This is a genomic window from Streptococcus mitis (assembly GCF_000960025.1).
Classification (GTDB): Bacteria; Bacillota; Bacilli; order Lactobacillales; family Streptococcaceae; genus Streptococcus; species Streptococcus mitis_DH.
The window spans coordinates 65452-85487 of the sequence record NZ_JYGQ01000003.1; the positions used below are offsets into that span (position 1 = coordinate 65452).

Sequence of the window (20036 nt, forward strand, 5' to 3'; positions counted from 1 at the left end):
GATTTTGGAAAGATTTATTTCTTTTTCTTCTGAAATTGAGTTTTATACTCAGCTCTCATTAGGTCTCTGGATGTAAATCTTTCATTTCATCTTATTGAATCCATTCGCCGTCAGCATTTACAGCGTGGCCATCAATTGTTGTGTTGACAGCTAAGGCTCCTGAAGGGTATGAATAATACCATTTATCTCCAACTTGGAACCAACCGGTTTTCATTGTACCTGAATTGTCAAAATAATACCATGTATCTCCTTGGCTGACCCAACCAGTTTGCATGGCACCTGAGTCGTTGAGATAGTACCATGATCCACCTTGATCGATCCAACCAGTTTGCATAGCACCTGAGTTATCAAGATAATACCATGTACCATTTACTTTCTGCCAACCAGTTTTCATTACACCAGACTCATCTAGGTAGTACCATGCTCCGTCTTTAACCCAACCGGTCTTCACTTTATCTGCATGATCATAGTAATACCATTTGCTTTCAATTAATTTCCATCCAGGTTTACTATTTTTACCATCTGCTAATTGATGAGTGATTCCGTTAGCAGAGTTAGATTCAGCCTTAGGCCCGCTTTCAACAACTACTTTGAAAGGAGTTTCTGTTCGGCTAGGCTCTTCCTTAGGAATGTCTAATCTAGGTTTTTCTTCTGCGATTGGAGCAAGGCCATTCTCATCGCCGACATGTGTAATTGGTGCTCCAAATTCCACAATTTGATTGATAGGTTCTTTGGTTACTTGACTATCTAGAACGGTTTCACTAGCCTTTCCATTTTCAGTAAGAACAGATACGTAAGAAGTGCGTTCACCTAGAACTCCAGCTTTAACAACTTTTTCTTGGCCTGCTGGGAGATTCGGATTTTCTTTTCGAATGACTTTAAATGGAATGCTTTCTGTCTTCACAACTAGTTCAGGTTTGGTTTCAACGTTAGCAGCTAGTTCATTTTCATCTAGGCTTCCTGAATGAGTTGCAGCTGGTTTGAGACCTTGAAGAGCGGACTTGAGCTTACCTACTAGTGCGTCTAGTTCAGCTTGTTTGCTACGGTTAAGATTAAGGTTTAGTCCATCTTTTGCTGCCTTGAGTGCATCTAGGCTCTCTGTGCTGTATCCGTCTAAGTTTGTAGGAATTTTAGCTAATTCTTCGCGGAGAGCATTATAATTAGCACGGAAGTAGTCTTTGTTGTGGTCTGCAAAGGCAGTCATGAGTTCAAAGATTTCCTCTTCCTTGTACTCAGCGCTTGGTCTATCTGCCCAGATTGAAAGCATACTTCCGACTGTTGGAAGATCTACTTCAGGATATTTGGTAGAAGCTAGTTGATTGAATGGTGTTTTTCCAGTATTCTCAATAGCTTTTTTGAGGAAACCACCACCATCTTCTGGTTTTTGACCGAGAATGTAGTACCAGTCACCATTGGTATTCAAGAACTTATAACCCTTGCTTGCTAGGTATTGAGGTGATGCCAGGTTATATCCCCACCAGCCTTTAGACCAGTAAGAAATCAAGACATCCTTATCAAATTCAGCATCATCCTTGTCTTCGTAATAGAAGCCATCGTTGAAGGCCATTGGTTGAAGCCCTCTTTCTTTGGCCATAGCAGCTAGGCTGTTAGAATAGTCTGCGAACTTGTTATAGAGTCCATACCATTTGAGGTAGTACCAACCTTGGGCGTTGGTCGCATCATTGGCATACTCATCTGTACCATAGTTGAAAATTTTTGATTTATCAGCAAAGTAATCCATATACTTACCGATAAGGGCTTTGGTAAAGTTAAGGGCTTCTTGATTTTCAAGGTCCATCGTAGTTTTTGAAACTTTATCAAAGTTGGCTTGAGGATTCGCGATGCCAAGTTTTTCCATGGCAACCAGCATAGCATCCATATGCCCTGGGCTGTTGATAGCTGGAATCAGACCGATACCTTTTTCCTTAGCGTATTTAGCAAGCTCTGTCACTTCTGCCTGTGTCAATGCAGTACCATTTGGATCGTCGTAGTAAGCTTTCGTTCCTTCGATAATAGCTTTTTTAACGTCATCACTAGCATAGGTTTTTCCGTTTGCAGTAATGGTCATATCATCGAGTAGGAAGCGAAGGCCATCATTTCCTAGAAGGAGGTGGGCATCAGAGTAGCCGAGCTCGCTCGCCTTATCTACGATGCGTTTGAGTTGATCTAGAGAGAAGTATTTGCGACCTGCATCGATGGAAATGACTTTATTCTTATTAAGTTTTTCAAGTTCGCGTTTAGCATCCTCTTCTTTTTGTGCTTCAGGGGTTAAGGCTAAGTTTTTAATAGCTTCTTGAAGGTTTACGATTGCTTGATCAATCGTGTCTTGTTGAGCACGGCTGAGGTTGCTATCGAGTGAACGGATGGCTTTTTCAGCTTCTTTGACAGCAGCAAAACTTTCAGCAGTATAACGGTTAGATTCTTTTGGTATAGTTTCTAGGGCTTTTTCTGCAGGTTGGTAGTTGGCTGCGAAGTATTCAGCGTTGGCATTTGCAAAATGACGCATGAGTTTGAATAGGCGAGATGGTGAATAACGTGCAGATGGGGTATCGGCCCAAGCAGCTACCATACCACCGATGATTGGGACATCAGCTCCTTCTGTTTTGGGTACAGAAGTGATTGGTGTATTTTTAATACCATTGAGCCCCTGATCGAGATTGTACCAACCTTGACCATCAGCGTTTCGTCCAAGAACGTAGTACCAAGCATCATTGGTATTAAGGATTTGGTGACCTTTTTCAGCTAGTAGTTTAGAAGAAGCAACGTCGTAGCCTCCCCAACCACCAGTCCACATAGAAACGATGATGTCTTTGTCAAAACTACCAAAGCTTGTGTCGCTATTGTAGTAGATACCGTCGTTAAAGGCCATTGGTTTGAGACCGTGAGATTTTACAATACGAGCGAGATTATTAGCGTAAGAGATGAATTTTTCATATCCTTTTTCAGGGTAGCCTTCATTTGGATAATATTTATCAGCTTGAAGCACACTCCAACCTTTAGCATTTGTTGCATCATTGGCGTATTCATCCAAACCAATATTGAAGATTTCAGATTTGTTAGAGAAGTAGTTAGCGTATTTGTCAATCAGAGTTTTTGTAAAATCAACTGCTTGTTTATTATTTAGGTCAACAGTTCGTTCCGATTTTTTACCAAAATAATCAAAGTTAGGATTTTCAATGCCAAGTTCTTTCATAGCATGGAGAATAGCATCCATATGTCCAGGACTATTGACAGTTGGAATCACACCAATTCCCTTATCTTTGGCATAATTAATCAAATCTGTCATCTGACTTTCAGTGAGGTGGTTACCATTTGGATCATCGTAATAAGCATTTGTTCCATTTTCAATGGCGCGTTTGACATCATCACTAGAGTAGGTTTTATCGCCCACTTTCATAGACATATCATCCAGCATGAAACGGAGACCATCATTACCTACCAAGAGATGAAGATCTGTGTAACCATATTCTTTAGCCTTGTCGATAATTTCTTTGAGCTGCTCAGGTGAGAAATATTTACGTCCGGCATCAATTGAAACGATTTTTCGTTTAGCTAATTTTTCATTCTCAGTTGCAGCACCTTCCTTTCCTGCCTCTGTTGCTGGTTTATCAGCATCTGCTTTCGTTTCATCTTTTTTAGCATCTTTTTCGGCTGGTTTATCCGTGTTAGCTTCTGACTTATCAGTCTTGTCTGTATCCGACCCTTTAGAATTAGCCTCTTTCTGCTCTTCCTTTTTAGTGCTAGCTTCTTCTGCCTTTTTATCGGTAGTTTCTTTTTCAGCAGAAGTTGGAGTTACCACTTCTTCTTTATCACTAGGAGTTGAACTAACTTCCTCTTGTGGTTTTTCTTCTGTTTTTGGAAGACTAGCTACCGTATCAGTAGTTGGAGTTTCCGTTTCTACAGTTTTTGGAGCTTCTGGTTGAAGCTCTGCTTTAGGTGTTTTCTCAGTCCGATTTTCGGATGGTTGAGGGGAATCGGAAACCGTATGGATGGTCGGTTGGTTTTCCGTAGTAGTAGGAGTAACTCCATCGGCTGCAACAGCCTGTGCTTGGAAGGCAAATCCAATTAGAACAGAAGCTGCTCCTACAGCGTATTTACGAATGGAAAAACGTTGTTGTTTTTCTTGTTTCATTGCAAAACCTCCTGATTGTATTTTATATTGATAGCGTTTACATAAAACAACACCCTTATTTTATTTCTTATATTAATAAGAGTCAAGAGGAGGTGATAAAAAACTATAGTAAGTATAAAAAAATATAAAATTTAAGCTTAAGATTTCAGATTGGTTGGAAAAGAAACATATATATATTTAGTAGAAATTTTTTAGCCCTATTTCTATAAAATACTCTACAAACTATAGAATCTACTATAAAAGGTAAGCGCTACCTTTTTGGTATGGTATAATAAACATAGAAAAAGCCCAAGCAAGGCTCAGGCTTTCTTCTTAGTGATCACGGTCACATGAAATGAATTTGATTTTGTAGTAATCCGCTCGTTTATATGTTTCGCTGTATGCGAGAACTTGACCAGTAGACTCTAGTTTAGTAGTCTTGGTTTGTAAAACGGTTGGGAATTGTTGATCGACTCCGAGGACCGAAGCCGCATGTTCTGGAGTTGGAAATGCTATTTCATTGATTTCTTCAAAATGTTCATCATTCATGTGAATGTGGTAATCCAATTTGAAACGGTTATAGATAGAGCTATAATATTCAAGATTTGGATAATTTGCGTTGATGTATTGTTCTGGAATGTAAGATGTATGGTAGATGTATACAACACCACCTGTTTCGCGAACGCGCTCAATCTTGTAGTAGAACTGATCTCCGCGTAGTCCAAGTTTTTCTAAGTAGCTTAGTTTATTTCCACGCTCAATAGAAAGGACGGTAACTTTATCATCTTTAGTTTCAAAAACTTCTACATCTGAAAACTCTACGAGTTTGTGTTTGCGTGCGCGTGAAACGAATGTACCCTTTCCTTGTTGACGGACAATATAGCCATCCTTGGCAAGGTCGTTTAAAGCGCGAACAACTGTGATAGAACTAACATCATACATTGCAATCAATTCAGCTTCAGTGTAGAATTTATCTCCACTGGCAAATTGACCAGAAATGATTTTGTTCTTTAACTCATCTTTAATATATTGATACTTTGGAATTGCCATATTTTCACCTCGATTTTCCTTCTCCGTTAAAGATTTTACCATAAAACTGGAAAGAATAGTAGCCTTTTGAATAAAAAAATTAGAATAATAGGCTATAAGGTTAATTTACATAGGAATAAATAGAAAAATCTACATTTTTATACATGGTGCTAAAATGTTGTTATGACTATAGATTACAAGATTTTTATAAGTTTTTTGTGTAAAATTTAGTGAAAAATGAAAAAAATTGTGAAAACCTATTGACAAATGCAAGATATTGAGATATATTTACTATATCAACAAATGAAAGCGTAAACTTTAGTTGTCAGAAGGTAAGAATATGACACGATTTGAGATACGAGATGATTTTTATCTCGATGGAAAATCATTTAAGATTTTATCTGGCGCCATTCATTATTTTAGGGTTCCTCCAGAAGATTGGTATCATTCGCTCTATAACTTGAAGGCTCTTGGTTTTAATACAGTAGAGACTTATGTGGCCTGGAATTTACACGAGCCTCGTGAGGGTGAGTTTCACTTTGAAGGAGCTCTGGATTTGGAGCAATTTCTTCAGACAGCACAAGATTTGGGTCTCTACGCTATCGTTCGTCCGTCACCCTTCATCTGTGCAGAGTGGGAATTCGGTGGCTTACCAGCCTGGCTCTTAACAAAGAATATGAGGCTTCGTTCCTCAGATCCTGCTTATATTGAAGCTGTCGGTCGCTACTATGACCAGCTCTTGTCACGGTTGGTGCCACATTTGTTGGACAATGGTGGCAATATCCTTATGATGCAGGTTGAAAATGAATATGGTTCTTATGGCGAAGATAAGGCTTACCTAAGAGCAATTCGACAGTTGATGGAAGAACGTGGCGTAACCTGTCCCCTCTTTACATCAGATGGTCCATGGCGAGCTACTCTGAAAGCTGGAACTTTGATCGAAGATGATCTCTTTGTGACAGGGAATTTTGGTTCTAAAGCTCCGTACAACTTTTCACAGATGCAGGAATTCTTTGATGAACATGGCAAGAAATGGCCGCTCATGTGTATGGAGTTCTGGGACGGCTGGTTCAATCGTTGGAAAGAACCGATTATCACACGGGATCCAAAAGAGTTGGCAGATGCAGTTCGAGAAGTTTTGGAACAAGGCTCTATCAATCTTTATATGTTCCACGGTGGTACAAACTTTGGTTTCATGAATGGTTGCTCAGCTCGAGGGACTTTGGACCTGCCACAAGTTACATCTTATGATTACGATGCCCTCCTAGATGAGGAAGGAAATCCAACTGCCAAATATCTGGCAGTCAAGAAGATGATGGCAACACATTTTCCAGAGTATCCGCAGCTGGAACCACTCTACAAAGAGAGTATGGAGTTGGATGCTATTCCACTAGTTGAAAAAGTGTCCTTGTTTGAAACCTTGTATAGCTTGTCAAGTCCAGTGGAAAGCCTCTATCCTAAAAAGATGGAGGAGTTGGGACAAAGCTATGGCTATCTACTCTATCGAACAGAAACAAACTGGGATGCAGAAGAAGAAAGACTTCGTATCATTGATGGTCGAGATAGGGCTCAGCTTTATGTCGATGGTCAGTGGGTCGAAACCCAATATCAGACAGAGATTGGGGAAGATATTTTTTATCAAGGTGAAAAGAAAGCGCTATCTAGGCTAGATATCTTGGTAGAAAATATGGGGCGTGTCAACTATGGACATAAGTTCTTAGCAGATACGCAACGTAAGGGAATTCGGACAGGGGTTTGTAAGGATTTGCACTTCTTACTAAACTGGAAACACTATCCACTCCCACTAGACAATCCTGAGAAAATTGATTTTTCAAAAGGATGGACAGAAGGGCAACCAGCCTTTTACGCTTATGACTTTACAGTCCAAGAGCCAAAAGATACTTACCTAGACTTATCTGAGTTTGGTAAGGGAGTTGCCTTTGTCAATGGGCAGAATCTAGGACGTTTTTGGAACGTCGGCCCGACCCTCTCGCTTTATATCCCTCATAGCTATCTCAAGGAAGGTGATAACCGCATCATCATCTTTGAAACAGAAGGTGAATATAAAGAAGAGATTCATTTAACTCGAAAACCTACACTAAAACACATAAAGGGGGAAAACTTATGACAATTGTAGGATGCCGTATCGATGGACGTTTGATCCACGGACAAGTAGCCAATCTTTGGGCTGGAAAACTAAATGTTTCACGTATTATGGTTGTAGACGACGAAGTTGTCAACAACGATGTTGAAAAGAGTGGTTTGAAACTTGCGACACCACCAGGTGTGAAATTAAGTATTTTGCCAATTGAAAAAGCGGCAGCCAATATTCTTGCTGGTAAATACGATAGCCAACGTCTCTTTATCGTGGCTCGTAAACCAGACCGTTTCCTTGGTTTGGTAGAAGCAGGTGTACCACTTGAAACCCTTAATGTTGGGAATATGTCTCAAACACCAGAAACTCGTGCCATCACACGTTCTATCAACGTAGTGGACAAGGATGTGGAAGACTTCCACAAACTGGCAGAAAAAGGTGTTAAACTTACTGCTCAAATGGTTCCAAATGATCCAATTTCAGACTTTTTGAGCTTATTAAAATAGGAAAAAATTTTTAGGAGGTCATTGTTATGATACAATGGTGGCAAATTTTACTTCTCACTTTGTACTCAGCTTATCAAATCTGTGATGAGTTGACGATCGTTTCATCTGCAGGTTCCCCTGTATTTGCTGGTTTCATTACTGGTTTAATCATGGGAGATGTGACTACTGGTCTGCTTATCGGTGGTAACTTGCAACTGTTTGTTCTTGGGGTTGGTACCTTCGGTGGTGCTTCTCGTATCGATGCAACTTCTGGTGCGGTTCTTGCGACAGCCTTCTCTGTTTCACAAGGAATTGATACAGCACTTGCGATTACAACAATCGCTGTGCCGGTAGCATCTCTCTTGACTTACTTCGACGTTCTTGGGCGTATGACAACTACTTTCTTCGCTCACCGTGTGGATGCTGCAATCGAACGCTTTGACTATAAAGGTATTGAACGCAACTACCTACTTGGTGCGATTCCTTGGGCTCTATCTCGTGCCCTTCCAGTCTTCTTCGCTCTTGCTTTCGGTGGTGAATTTGTACAACACGTAGTAGATTTCGTTACAAAATACCAATGGATTGCAGATGGTTTGACACTCGCAGGACGTATGCTTCCAGGTCTTGGATTTGCAATCTTGCTTCGTTACCTTCCAGTTAAACGTAACCTTCACTACCTTGCTATGGGATTCGGTTTGACAGCTATGTTGACTGTTCTTTACTCATATGTAACAGGTCTTGGTGGCGCTGTTGCTGGTATCGTAGGTACTCTACCGAAAGATGTTGCTGAAAAAATTGGTTTCGTGAACAACTTCAAAGGTTTGTCTATGATTGGTATCTCTATCGTAGGTATCTTCCTTGCAGTGCTTCACTTCAAAAATAGCCAAAAAGTAGCTGTAGCAGAACCTTCTACACCATCAGAAAGTGGGGAAATCGAAGATGACGAATTCTAATTACAAACTTACAAAAGAAGATTTTAATCAAATCAACAAACGTAGCTTGTTTACTTTCCAATTGGGTTGGAACTACGAACGTATGCAAGCTTCTGGTTACCTTTACATGATTTTGCCACAATTGCGTAAAATGTATGGGGATGGAACTCCTGAATTGAAAGAAATGATGAAAGTTCATACTCAATTCTTCAATACTTCACCATTCTTCCACACCATTATCGCTGGTTTTGACCTTGCCATGGAAGAAAAAGATGGTGTAGGTTCAAAAGATGCGGTTAACGGTATCAAGACAGGTTTGATGGGACCATTCGCTCCTCTTGGAGATACGATCTTTGGTTCACTTGTACCTGCTATCATGGGATCTATCGCAGCAACTATGGCTATCGCTGGCCAACCATGGGGTATCTTCCTTTGGATCGCAGTTGCAGTAGCGTATGACATTTTCCGTTGGAAACAGTTGGAATTTGCATACAAAGAAGGGGTTAACCTTATCAACAACATGCAAAGTACTTTGACAGCTTTGATTGATGCTGCATCTGTACTTGGTGTCTTCATGATGGGTGCTCTTGTAGCAACAATGATCAACTTTGAAGTTTCTTATAAATTACCAATTGGTGAAAAAATGATTGACTTCCAAGATATCTTGAACTCAATCTTCCCACGCTTACTTCCAGCAATCTTTACTGCCTTTATCTTCTGGTTGCTTGGTAAGAAAGGTATGAACTCTACAAAAGCTATCGGTATCATTATCGCTCTTGCAGTAGGTCTTTCATTCATCGGTAAATTCTTGCTTGGAATGGGCGCATAATTTATGGCTAAATCATTAATTTTGGTGAGTCATGGTCGTTTCTGTGAAGAACTTAAAGGTAGCACTGAAATGATCATGGGTCCACAAGACAATATTCATGCAGTGGCTCTTCTTCCAGAAGATGGTCCAGAAGAATTTACTGCAAAATTTGAAGCAGCTATTGAAGGTTTGGATGATTTCCTAGTCTTTGCGGATCTTCTCGGTGGGACACCATGTAACGTGGTCAGTCGCTTGATTATGGAAGGTCGTGACATCGAACTTTACGCAGGGATGAATCTTCCAATGGTGATTGAATTTATCAATGCTAGCCTTACAGGTATAGATGCGGACTATAAGAACCGTGCTGCAGAAAGCATCGTTAAAGTCAATGATTTATTAGCGGGCTTCGATGATGACGAAGACGAATAAGATGTGACAACGTGAAAATCGTTAGAGCATTTTATATAGAATATACATGGGAATGGGGCTTACTCCCATTCCCATATTTAATAGAAAAAGAGGAATTCAATGCTACATTATACAAAAGAAGATTTGCTCGAATTGGGTGCAGAAATCACTACACGTGAAATCTACCAACAACCAGATGTATGGAGAGAAGCTTTTGAATCTTATCAAGCAAAACGTGAAGAAATTGCAGCCTTCCTGCAAGAGATTGCGGATAAACATGACTATATCAAGGTTATTTTGACAGGTGCTGGGACTTCTGCTTATGTGGGAGATACCTTGGTGCCTTACTTTAAGGAAGTCTATGACGAACGCAAATGGAATTTCAATGCTATTGCGACAACAGATATCGTTGCCAATCCAGAAACTTATTTGAAAAAAGATGTGGCAACTGTTCTTGTATCTTTTGCTCGTAGTGGGAACTCTCCCGAAAGTGTGGCGACTGTTGATTTGGCAAAAGCCTTGGTGGATGAGCTTTATCAAGTGACTATTACTTGCGCAGCAGATGGTAAATTGGCTCTTCAAGCTCATGGAGATGACCGCAATCTCTTGCTTTTGCAACCAGCTGCTTCTAATGATGCTGGCTTTGCCATGACCTCTAGCTTTACGTCTATGATGTTGACAGCTCTCTTAGTCTTTGATCCTACAGAATTTGCTGTTAAGTCTGAACGTTTTGAAGTTGTATCTAGTCTTGCCCGTAAAATTCTAGACAATGCAGAAGATGTCAAAGAACTTGTTGACCTAGACTTTAACCGTGTCATCTATCTAGGCGCTGGTCCTTTCTTTGGACTTGCTCATGAAGCTCAGCTCAAGATTTTGGAACTGACTGCTGGTCAAGTTGCGACTATGTATGAAAGCCCAGTCGGCTTCCGTCACGGTCCAAAATCACTGATCAACGAAGATACAGTTGTCTTGGTCTTTGGTACAACAACAGACTACACTCGCAAGTACGACTTGGATTTGGTTCGTGAAGTTGCTGGTGACCAGATTGCTCGCCGTGTTGTGCTTTTGAGTGATCAAGCCTTTGGTCTTGCAAATGTCAAAGAAGTGGCCCTTGGTTGTGGCGGTGTCTTGAATGATATTTACCGTGTCTTCCCTTACATCGTTTATGCCCAACTCTTTGCCCTATTGACTTCACTCAAGGTAGAAAATAAACCAGATACACCGTCTCCTACAGGTACAGTAAACCGTGTGGTACAAGGTGTTATCATCCACGAATATCAAAAGTAATACTGCGTTTATAGATTCTTGATAAAGGAGTTTGTAAATCATACAAGTAAACCATAGATTGTCAGTAGGCTTTCTATGGTTTGTTTGCTTGAGAGAAATAGTAAAAGGAGAACAGAATGAAAGCATACACAGAGCGTGTATTTGGAAATGTTGAGGGCAAGGATGTCTTGGCCTATCGATTTGAGACAGACGGTGGCTACCAGCTTGAGGTTATGACTTATGGTGCGACCATCTTACGCTATGTCACACCTGACAAGACTGGAAATTTTGCCAATGTTATCTTGGGATTTGATGACTTTGACAGCTATGTAGGCAATAGCCCCAAGCATGGAGCTAGCGTAGGTCCTGTGGCAGGCCGTATTGCAGGTGCGACCTTTGAGCTTAATGGCAAGAACTATGACCTTGAAGTCAACAATGCTAGCAACTGTAACCACAGTGGTTCAACTGGTTGGGATTCTAGTTTATTTGAATTGGTCGAGGTGAGCGACCATGGCTTGACCCTCTACACAGAGCGTACAGATGGGACAGGAGGATTCCCTGGCAATCTTAAAATCTGGATTAGCTACAACTTAGAAGAAACTGGTGCCTATGAAATCAGCTACAAGGTGACGACCGATCAAGATACGCTGGTCAATCCAACAAACCACAGCTATTTCAACTTGTCTGGTGATTTCACGCAGACGATTGACCGTCATGTCTTCCAACTAAATACTGAGGGCATTTACCCAATCGCTCCCGACGGTGTTCCTGCCAAAACTCCAGAAGCCAACCGTGATGTGGTCAAACACATCTACAATGGTGCCTTGTTGAAAGATATCTTTGCAGAAGAAGATGAGCAAATCCAGCTGGTATCAGGTTTGGATCATCCATTTGCCCTTCCTGCAGGTCATGACAATGCTGGATTCCTTTATGACCAAAACTCAGGTCGCTTCCTGCTTTTCAAGACAGAAGCTCCTTGCTTTGTAGTTTACACAGCAAACTTTGTGGATGAGAGTGTCATCATAGGAGGTCAGCCAATGGTACAGCACAATGGGATTGCACTTGAAGCGCAGGCTTTACCAGATGCCATTCATAGCGACCTCAAAGACCAAGTCATTCTTAAAGCCGGTCAAACCTTCACCAGTAAGACACGTTATGAGCTTGTTGTGAAATAAAAGGATAGGAATTTCTACTTTTTGGGGAATAGTATTTATCTTATAACATTAGTAGAAATGGGCAAAGAATAGGAAAATATGATATAATTTAATATTGAAAATACCTGTCCTATCTAAAGGATAAAAGGAGAAAAAAATGAAGAAAATTGTATTTGCTAGCGCCTTGGCTTTGACTTTAGCTGGAGCAGTTTTGACAAATGATGTTTTTGCCAATGACAGACTTGTGGCAACACAATCTGCAGATGGTAGAAATGAAAATGTCTTGAGTTCAGAAGTGCTTAACCCTGCTAGTGGCAATGTTTTGGTTGGATTAAAGGGAGAATTTTTGACTCCAGACCAACAAGCTATCTTAGATGCCATCAATGCTATCCGTAAAGAGGCAGCTGACGAAGGCTTGGTAGATAAGTATGTTCCTATCAAATGGTCGACTGACCTAGAAAAGGCAGCTTTTGCCAGAGCTGCAGAAGCTTCTGTAACCATGGACCATACTCGTCTTTCTGGTAAAGAAATCTGGAGCGCCTTCCCATCAGGAAACAGTGTACTAGGAGAAAACTTAGGTTGGAACCATGATGGTTTCTTAAAAGCTCTTGAACAATGGCGTGCTGAAAAAGCAGACTACGTGAAGAAAAAATCAGGTGGTTCAACAAATGGTGGATCTGGTCATTATCAGACTTTGATTAGCCCTAAATTTACACACATGGGGATTGCTGCCTTTAAGAACCCAAATAACCCATATAATGCTGTAACGATTGCTCAGGCTTTTGGTGATGCTGCTACTTCAGAAGAATTGGTAGGCAGTTACGGTCCGGCTATCCAGTATGCAGAAGTGACTTCATCTAACTTGTCAACAGTTAAAAATAAAGCAGTCGTAGTTGAAAAAGCGCTGAAAGAATTTAGAACTTCTAGTTCAGACCAATCTGGTTGGGTGAAAACAGATGGGAAATGGTATTTCTATGAGTCTGGTGATCTGAAGACAGGCTGGGTGAAAACGGGTGGTAAATGGTACTACTTGGATGACCTAGGTGTCATGCAGACAGGATTTGTAAAAGTAGATGGTAGCTGGTATTACTTGAGTAGCTCAGGTGCTATGTTTACAGGCTGGGGTACAGACGGAAATAGATGGTTCTACTTTGATGGCTCAGGAGCTATGAAGACAGGCTGGCTCAAAGAAAATGGAGTTTGGTACTACCTTGATGCGTCTGGTATCATGAAGACAGGTTGGTTTAAAGTTGGCCAATACTGGTACTATGCATATGGCTCTGGAGCTTTGGCAGTCAGCACAACAACACCAGACGGTTATAAAGTAAATGGCAACGGTGAATGGGTAAACTAGAAACTAAAGGAGTTGCTTTAACAACTTTAGATAACCTATATTTATTACTATAATTTTAAAGATGGAGAGAAGAGATTGCTTCCTCCATTTTTTATTTTTCGTTGACATTTTTTATTGCTAAACAGTTAATTACTTAGTTACTCGATTTTTCCCATCCGTTCAATTGTATATCTATCCCTAGAATCTTTTAAAAAGTTGATGTATAATGGAAAGAGTTGTATATTTTACAATAAATTAACATACTGATTTAAAAATGTAAAAAGAGGGGAATATGAATTTCAAAACTAGTGGAGAAGAAAGACAGAATTTCTCATTAAGAAAATTGGCAGTTGGTCTTGTATCTGTGGCAGTTGCGTGTTTCTTTTTGATGGGAACTGGCCTACAGACTGTATCTGCCCAAGAATCTCATACCGTTAATTATACTTATGTTTTAGAGTCGGATTTGACTGATGAAGAGAAGGCTCTCTTGGTTACATCCCTACCACAAGTAGCGGAAGAAACAGACGCTACCTACTATCTGGTTTATCGAGCAAATCAAGTATTGCCCAATACGGGTACTAGCTCTCCATTAGGGACTGCTGCCTTGGTGGCAGGCCTTAGTTTGCTGGTTGTAGTTGTTCTTAAGGGACGTGATGGCAAGAACAAAATGAGTCGATTCTTGTTAGTAACCGGTCTAGGCAGTCAGTTGCTGTCTCCAACTGTTCTTGCTTTGACTAGCGAGACACTAGCTGCTTATAACACCCAATTATCGGTCCAGGCAGGAGATGCCTTACCAGCTCCGGTTGATATTCCTGGTTATACTTATCTAGGATATGTGGAAAATAAGCCAGCTCTTTCTGTACAGATAACTAGCAAACCAGCAGAATCTACTGAAAATCAAGAGATTAAATTAGAAAACAGTCAATCTCAGGAAGTAGTTACTACTCATTCAGCAGATTCGACTATGGGAACTGAATTTGTCAAGCAGTCAAATGACAGCAAGTCTAACTTAGAAAATGTAGATATCTCAGCAGCTAAGGCTCCATCTTCTAAAAATGAGGATACTAGTCAGCAACCAGCAGTTTCTCTAAGTCAGGAAAGCAAGGATACGAATGTTGTCAAAGGCGGGGAGGCAGACCAAAAAACAGCACCAGCTACAGAGTCTGCAACAAATTCAAGCCAAACTGATGGGAATCAAGAACAGACAAATCCAGTACCGCCAGCTTCGCAAAGCCCAGTGGTAGAGAATCAGCAAGGAGGAACATCTTCTCCTGTAGAGCCTCAACCACAAGAAAATAATGAAACTGTAGTACAAGCAAAAGGTACCCAAGAGTCAGGTCATGAGGGCGAAGCCTTAATCCAACCATCGCAACCAGCGTACACAGCCCCAATTAGCACCCAAGGTACCCAAGAGTCAAGTCATGAAGGCGAATCCCTAGTCCAAGCAGAGCAGCCGTCTTATACAGCCCCAATTAGCACCCAAGGTACCCAAGAGTCAGGTTATGAAGGTGATGCCCTGGTTCAACCATCGCAGCCGTCTTATACAGAACCCGTTAGCACTCAAGGTACCCAAGAGTCGGGCCATGAGGGTGATGCCCTGGTTCAACCAGCACAACCGTCTTATACAGAACCCGTTAGCACCCAAGGTACACAAGAGCCCGGCCATGAAGGCGAATCCCTTGTTCAATCAGAACTACCAGTTTACACAGGTCCTCAGGAGGGAGCTCCAGTTGAGCCAACAGTGCCAGAGTCTACAGAAGTTGTTAGCAGTAAGGGCACGCAAGAGCCCGGCCATGAGGGTGAAGCCTTAGTTCAACCCGTTCAGCCATCTTACACAGCCCCAATTAGTACCCAAGGTACGCAAGAGCCCGGTCACGAGGGTGAGGCTCTGGTTCAATCAGAACTACCAGTTTACACAGGTCCTCAGGAGGGAGCTCCAGTTGAGCCAACAGTGCCAGAGTCTACAGAGGTTGTTAGCAGTAAGGGCACGCAAGAGTCAGGTCACGAAGGTGAAGCTGCTGTAACAGAGGCTCTTCCTGAACTGCCTTTGACAAGTAATCATCGTACAGTAACAGAAACCATTCCTCATGAAACTGAAGAAATTGAAGATGCGACTATCTTAAAAAATCACCGAGAAATTGCTCAGGAAGGAAAAGACGGTTTACGAACAATCGAGTATGAGGATTATCTCGTAGATGGTAAGGTAGAAGCTAGCAAGGAAATCTCACGTACAGAAGTAGAACCAACCAAAGAGATTGTCAAGGTTGGTAGTCTTGTTAAAACCAAACCAACGGTTGAAATTACTAATCTGGTTAAAGATGAGAGCAAAAAAGCAGTAGCAGTCAACTATCACCTGGATGACCCAACGTCTGCTCTTGTTAAGGCCAAGGCCCAAATTTACCAAAAAGGAACATTGGTCAAAGAGGTGAACTTGAAAGATCCATCAGCCCAACAAACGATTGATGGATTGGACTACTATACGTCATACAATCTTAAGACTTACCTGACCTATAATCTAGGACAATCTGATCAGGAAAGTACAGAAGTATCAACGAAAGATTTTCAGTTAGACTATAAAAAAATTGAAATCAAAGATGTGGATGAAGTGGGGCTCTATGGTAAGGAAGATGGTCACTACCGTCGTTATCTGAACTTATCAGAAGTACCAAGTGATTTATCACCTTATTTTGTCAAAGTCAAATCAGACAAGATGAAGGAAATGCTTCTACCAGTTAGCTCTATTAAGGAAACAGCTGGTGGAAAATACAAGGTAACCGTTGCTTTCAATGAACTAGTTCAAGAAGAAGGTTCAGCATACAAGGATAACTATAGCTTCACAATTGATAAGCAAAAGATTGCCAAGGACGGTGTCTATACTTCCTTCAAGAAACTGATTGCTGCCATGCAAGGTAATCTCGCTGGAACCTTTAAACTTGGAGCTGATATGACAGCTGACGAGGTGTCCTTAGCTAAGGGACAAACCAGTTATGTGACAGGAACTTTCACTGGTAACCTTATCGGTGCGAGTGATGGGAAACCATTTGCGATTTATGACCTTAAGACAGCCTTGTTTGATAACTTGACCAAGGCTACTGTGAAAGATATTGACCTTAAAGCGGTGGCGATTAAGAGTCAAGAAGACACAGCCAGCCTAGCAAAAGTGGCTACTAACAGCCAGATTAGTAATGTAGCTGTAGAAGGTCAATTGTCAGGTAGCAAGTCAGTTGCAGGTTTGGTAGCGAAGGCTCAGGATACAGAAATAACCAATAGTTCTTTTACAGGTAGCATTCAGGCCAAGCATGCGGATACCTCTTCTTACTATGTAGGAGGTATAGCAGGGCTTCTATCTGGTAATAAGGCTAAGATTGATAAGGTAGCTGTTGATGCAAGTATTTCGAGCAATGCCCGCAACAATGACCAATTTGCGGGAGGTATTGTTGGGAAGGTTCAAAGTAGTGCTTTGGTCTCTCATGCGCTAGCAAGTGGAACCATCCTCAACACGACAACCTATCTGCGCGTTGGAGGTATAGCAGGTTCTACATGGCAGAATGGCCGTATCCATCATGTCGTTAGCATGGTTAATACTGGAGATGGCTATGCCATCACAGGAGACCAGTACAGGGGAGCGGACATCAAAGATGCCAGCACTGCCGTTGAGAACAAGAAGGCAGATCTCTATGCGACCTCAATCACCCAAGACCAGGTCAAAGAAAAGGTTCAGTCATATGGGATGACAGTGACACTAAACGATACAGGTCAAACACTCAAGGCCAATCAGCACAGTGTGGACTATACTCAGTTAAGCCAAGGTCAAGCTAGTCGAAAAGTTGCTTATCACAATATCGAGAAATTGATGCCTTTCTATAATAAAGAGCTAGTGGTTCACTATGGAAATCAAGTCAATCCTACTGATAAGCTTTATACTATAGAACTGCTGGATGTTGTACCAATGAAGGACAATGACATCATCACAGATATTCAGGCCAATAAAGCAGTTATCAATAAACTTATGTTGCATTTTGCTGACAATACAATCAGTTATCTAGATGTGACCTACAAAGGAGACTTCAAAAATACACAAGTTGCAGAGTACAGCGTAGCAGGTAAACCCTTTATCTTTACGCCAGAGGCCTTCCTATCTGACTATACAAAAGTGACTAATCAGGTCCTAGCAGATTTGCAAGGGGTCGAATATGACTCAGCAGGCATGAGAAAAGTCCTTGGCATTGAGGCAGATGCGTCGCTTGATCCGCTATATTTGGATAAAGAATTTGAAAAAGTTAAGGCCAATATCGGTGAACATCTCCGTAAAGTGCTAGCCATGGACAAGTCTATCAATACGATGGGAGATAGTGTAGCAACCTACATCAGCGAGAAAATCAAGAACAACAAGGAAGCTTTCTTGCTTGGTTTGACCTACCTCAATCGCTGGTACAATATCAACTATGATCACATCAATACCAAGGACCTCAATAGCTATAAGTTTGACTTTGATGGCAATAGCACAGCTTCAACCTTGGATACTATCATTGCACTAGGTCAGAGTGGTATGGAAAATCTCAAGGCATCAAATAATCCAAGTGCCTATGAAACAACCCTGGCTGCTGCAAAAGGTCGCAAGACAGTGACTGATTTACTAGAGTCTTACAGAAAACTCTTCCTACCAAACAAAACCAATAATGAATGGTTGAAGACAAATACCAAGGCCTATATCGTAGAGAGTAAATCAGCGATTCCAGAAGTGCGTGCCAAACAAGAGTCAGCAACACCAGATAGTAACTATACGCTGGGAGTCTATGACCGTATTACGGCACCAAGTTGGAAATTAAAAAATATGCTCCTACCGCTATTGACATTGCCAGAAGAGGATGTTTATGTGATTTCAAACCTTTCTACTTTGGCCTTTGGTGGCTACGAACGCTACCGTGACCGTGTTAATAATACAGTCTTGTTAGGAGAGGAATTGCGTCAGTATGTCCGTGTTAAGGTCGACCAGTCGGCTGAATGGCAACGAGACCACTACGATATCTGGTATCATCTCCTTTCACCAGAATACAAAGAAAAACTCTTCCGTTCAGTCATGGTGTCAGATGGATTTGGTATGAAAGATAGCAATAGCAAGTATTACTGGGCTACCCTGTCTGATAAGGCTATTGATTCTATCTACAACTTCTTTGGACCAACTGGTAAGTGGTATGGGGAAAGTAAAGGAGCTGGAGCCTATGCCAACGGTTCTGAGGTCCACTATGTCAGCGACCGCTTGTTGGATAAATACGGAACATCAGTCTATACCCATGAAATGGTTCATAATTCTGACGGACATATTTACTTTGAAGGAAAAGGTCGTCGTGAAGGATTGGGAGCAGAGTTGTATGCTCTAGGATTGTTACAATCTGCTGATAGTCTAGATAAGGATGCTATTGTCTTGAATACTCTCTATAAAGGGGATAAGGATTCACCAACTCGCTTGCATACTTATGACCCGGCAAGTCGCTTCACATCAGCTGCAGCCTTGCAAGAGTATGTGCACGGTATGTACGATGTCTTGTACACCTTGGATGCTATGGAAGCCAATGCCATTTTAACTAAGTCTAACGATGTTAAGAAAAAATGGTTTAGAAAAATAGAGAATTTCTACATTGAGGACAAGTATCATAAACAAACGCATGCAGGAAACTCTATTCGTCCACTGACAGATGCTGAAGTAAGCAAACTAACTAGTCTCAATGCCTTGATTGCCAATGATATCATCAACCGTCGAGCTTACCGTGATAAGAGTGACTATGCTCGTAATGGCTATCATCTTATCAGTATGTTCTCACCGATTTATGCGGCCCTCAGCAATCCAAAGGGTGCACCTGGTGACATCATGTTTAGAAAAACAGCCTATGAATTGTTGGCAGAAAAAGGATACCAAGATGGCTTCTTACCATATGTATCCAACCAATACGCAGAAGAAGCTAAACGCAAAGGGGACATTACCTATTCAGATTGGCAACGAAAAGATGTGGGGCTCATCACTGATAGTCTCGTCTTGAAAAATGTCTTTGCCAACAAATACGCTTCATGGGCTGATTTCAAGAAGGATATGTTTGATCAACGTATTCGTAAGCAAGACCAGTTGAAACCAATCACTATTCAGTATGAACTTGGTGTACCAAACAGCAGCAAGGAGATTACAATCCGTTCAGCTGCCCAAATGCAAGAACTCATCGATCAAGCAGTGGCGAAAGATGTGGCTAACATTGACCGTACGACAAGCCATGCTCCTGCAAGTTGGGTACACTTGTTAAAACAAAAAATCTACAATGCCTACCTACGTAGCACAGATGATTTCAGAGAATCGATTTATAAACAATAAGAAAACTCCCCCACGCTATCCTGTCTAATCCAGTCCATCTTGCAGATGGTCAGT

At 41.3% G+C, this 20036-nt stretch carries 11 protein-coding genes; 9 read left to right on the forward strand and 2 right to left on the reverse strand.

Annotation, left to right across the window (positions count from 1 at the left end):
* Positions 1 to 91 precede the first annotated feature (91 nt).
* Positions 92 to 4132, reverse strand: coding sequence for a family 20 glycosylhydrolase (locus TZ91_RS06200; protein ID WP_045597437.1), 4041 nt, complete (start codon positions 4130 to 4132; stop codon positions 92 to 94).
* A gap of 312 nt (positions 4133 to 4444) precedes the next feature.
* On the reverse strand, positions 4445 to 5161 hold the full coding sequence (locus tag TZ91_RS06205; RefSeq protein WP_033686117.1) for a GntR family transcriptional regulator: 717 nt from the start codon (positions 5159 to 5161) through the stop codon (positions 4445 to 4447).
* 319 nt (positions 5162 to 5480) lie between these two features.
* On the opposite strand from TZ91_RS06205, the gene TZ91_RS06210 reads away from it, so the two are divergent.
* From TZ91_RS06210 to TZ91_RS06250, 9 genes are all read left to right on the forward strand, one after another.
* On the forward strand, positions 5481 to 7268 hold the full coding sequence (locus TZ91_RS06210; protein WP_033686118.1) for a glycoside hydrolase family 35 protein: 1788 nt from the start codon (positions 5481 to 5483) through the stop codon (positions 7266 to 7268).
* Entirely contained in the window at positions 7265 to 7741 is a 477-nt protein-coding gene (locus TZ91_RS06215; RefSeq protein WP_000156970.1) for a PTS sugar transporter subunit IIB, read from the forward strand. Before TZ91_RS06210 ends, TZ91_RS06215 begins: the two co-directional genes overlap by 4 nt.
* 26 nt (positions 7742 to 7767) lie before the next feature.
* Entirely contained in the window at positions 7768 to 8673 is a 906-nt protein-coding gene (locus tag TZ91_RS06220; RefSeq protein WP_033686119.1) for a PTS mannose/fructose/sorbose/N-acetylgalactosamine transporter subunit IIC, read from the forward strand.
* A complete protein-coding gene (locus TZ91_RS06225; RefSeq protein ID WP_033686120.1) occupies positions 8660 to 9481 on the forward strand; it encodes a PTS system mannose/fructose/sorbose family transporter subunit IID in 822 nt (273 codons plus the stop codon). Before TZ91_RS06220 ends, TZ91_RS06225 begins: the two co-directional genes overlap by 14 nt.
* Before the next feature lie 3 nt (positions 9482 to 9484).
* Positions 9485 to 9889 (forward strand): PTS sugar transporter subunit IIA, encoded by a 405-nt coding sequence (locus tag TZ91_RS06230; RefSeq protein ID WP_033686121.1) that lies wholly within the window; start codon positions 9485 to 9487, stop codon positions 9887 to 9889.
* A gap of 99 nt (positions 9890 to 9988) precedes the next feature.
* Positions 9989 to 11155, forward strand: a complete 1167-nt coding sequence (locus tag TZ91_RS06235; RefSeq protein WP_033686122.1) for an SIS domain-containing protein — start codon at positions 9989 to 9991, stop codon at positions 11153 to 11155.
* Positions 11156 to 11271: 116 nt separating this feature from the next.
* Positions 11272 to 12309: an aldose epimerase family protein gene (locus TZ91_RS06240; RefSeq protein WP_033686124.1), complete on the forward strand. Its 1038-nt coding sequence runs from the start codon at positions 11272 to 11274 to the stop codon at positions 12307 to 12309.
* A 136-nt stretch (positions 12310 to 12445) separates the two neighbouring features.
* Positions 12446 to 13642, forward strand: a complete 1197-nt coding sequence (locus tag TZ91_RS06245) for a CAP domain-containing protein (protein WP_045597438.1) — start codon at positions 12446 to 12448, stop codon at positions 13640 to 13642.
* A gap of 271 nt (positions 13643 to 13913) precedes the next feature.
* The gene (locus tag TZ91_RS06250) at positions 13914 to 19982 is read left to right on the forward strand and encodes a ZmpA/ZmpB/ZmpC family metallo-endopeptidase (protein ID WP_045597439.1); all 6069 of its coding nucleotides are present in this window, start codon (positions 13914 to 13916) and stop codon (positions 19980 to 19982) included.
* The last annotated feature ends 54 nt before the right edge of the window (positions 19983 to 20036 follow it).

Coding starts and splice junctions, on each gene's coding strand:
- TZ91_RS06200 (WP_045597437.1), bottom strand. CDS start 4,132: ATGAAACAAGAAAAACAACAACGTTTTTCCATTCGTAAATACGCTGTA.
- TZ91_RS06205 (WP_033686117.1), bottom strand. CDS start 5,161: ATGGCAATTCCAAAGTATCAATATATTAAAGATGAGTTAAAGAACAAA.
- TZ91_RS06210 (WP_033686118.1), top strand. CDS start 5,481: ATGACACGATTTGAGATACGAGATGATTTTTATCTCGATGGAAAATCA.
- TZ91_RS06215 (WP_000156970.1), top strand. CDS start 7,265: ATGACAATTGTAGGATGCCGTATCGATGGACGTTTGATCCACGGACAA.
- TZ91_RS06220 (WP_033686119.1), top strand. CDS start 7,768: ATGATACAATGGTGGCAAATTTTACTTCTCACTTTGTACTCAGCTTAT.
- TZ91_RS06225 (WP_033686120.1), top strand. CDS start 8,660: ATGACGAATTCTAATTACAAACTTACAAAAGAAGATTTTAATCAAATC.
- TZ91_RS06230 (WP_033686121.1), top strand. CDS start 9,485: ATGGCTAAATCATTAATTTTGGTGAGTCATGGTCGTTTCTGTGAAGAA.
- TZ91_RS06235 (WP_033686122.1), top strand. CDS start 9,989: ATGCTACATTATACAAAAGAAGATTTGCTCGAATTGGGTGCAGAAATC.
- TZ91_RS06240 (WP_033686124.1), top strand. CDS start 11,272: ATGAAAGCATACACAGAGCGTGTATTTGGAAATGTTGAGGGCAAGGAT.
- TZ91_RS06245 (WP_045597438.1), top strand. CDS start 12,446: ATGAAGAAAATTGTATTTGCTAGCGCCTTGGCTTTGACTTTAGCTGGA.
- TZ91_RS06250 (WP_045597439.1), top strand. CDS start 13,914: ATGAATTTCAAAACTAGTGGAGAAGAAAGACAGAATTTCTCATTAAGA.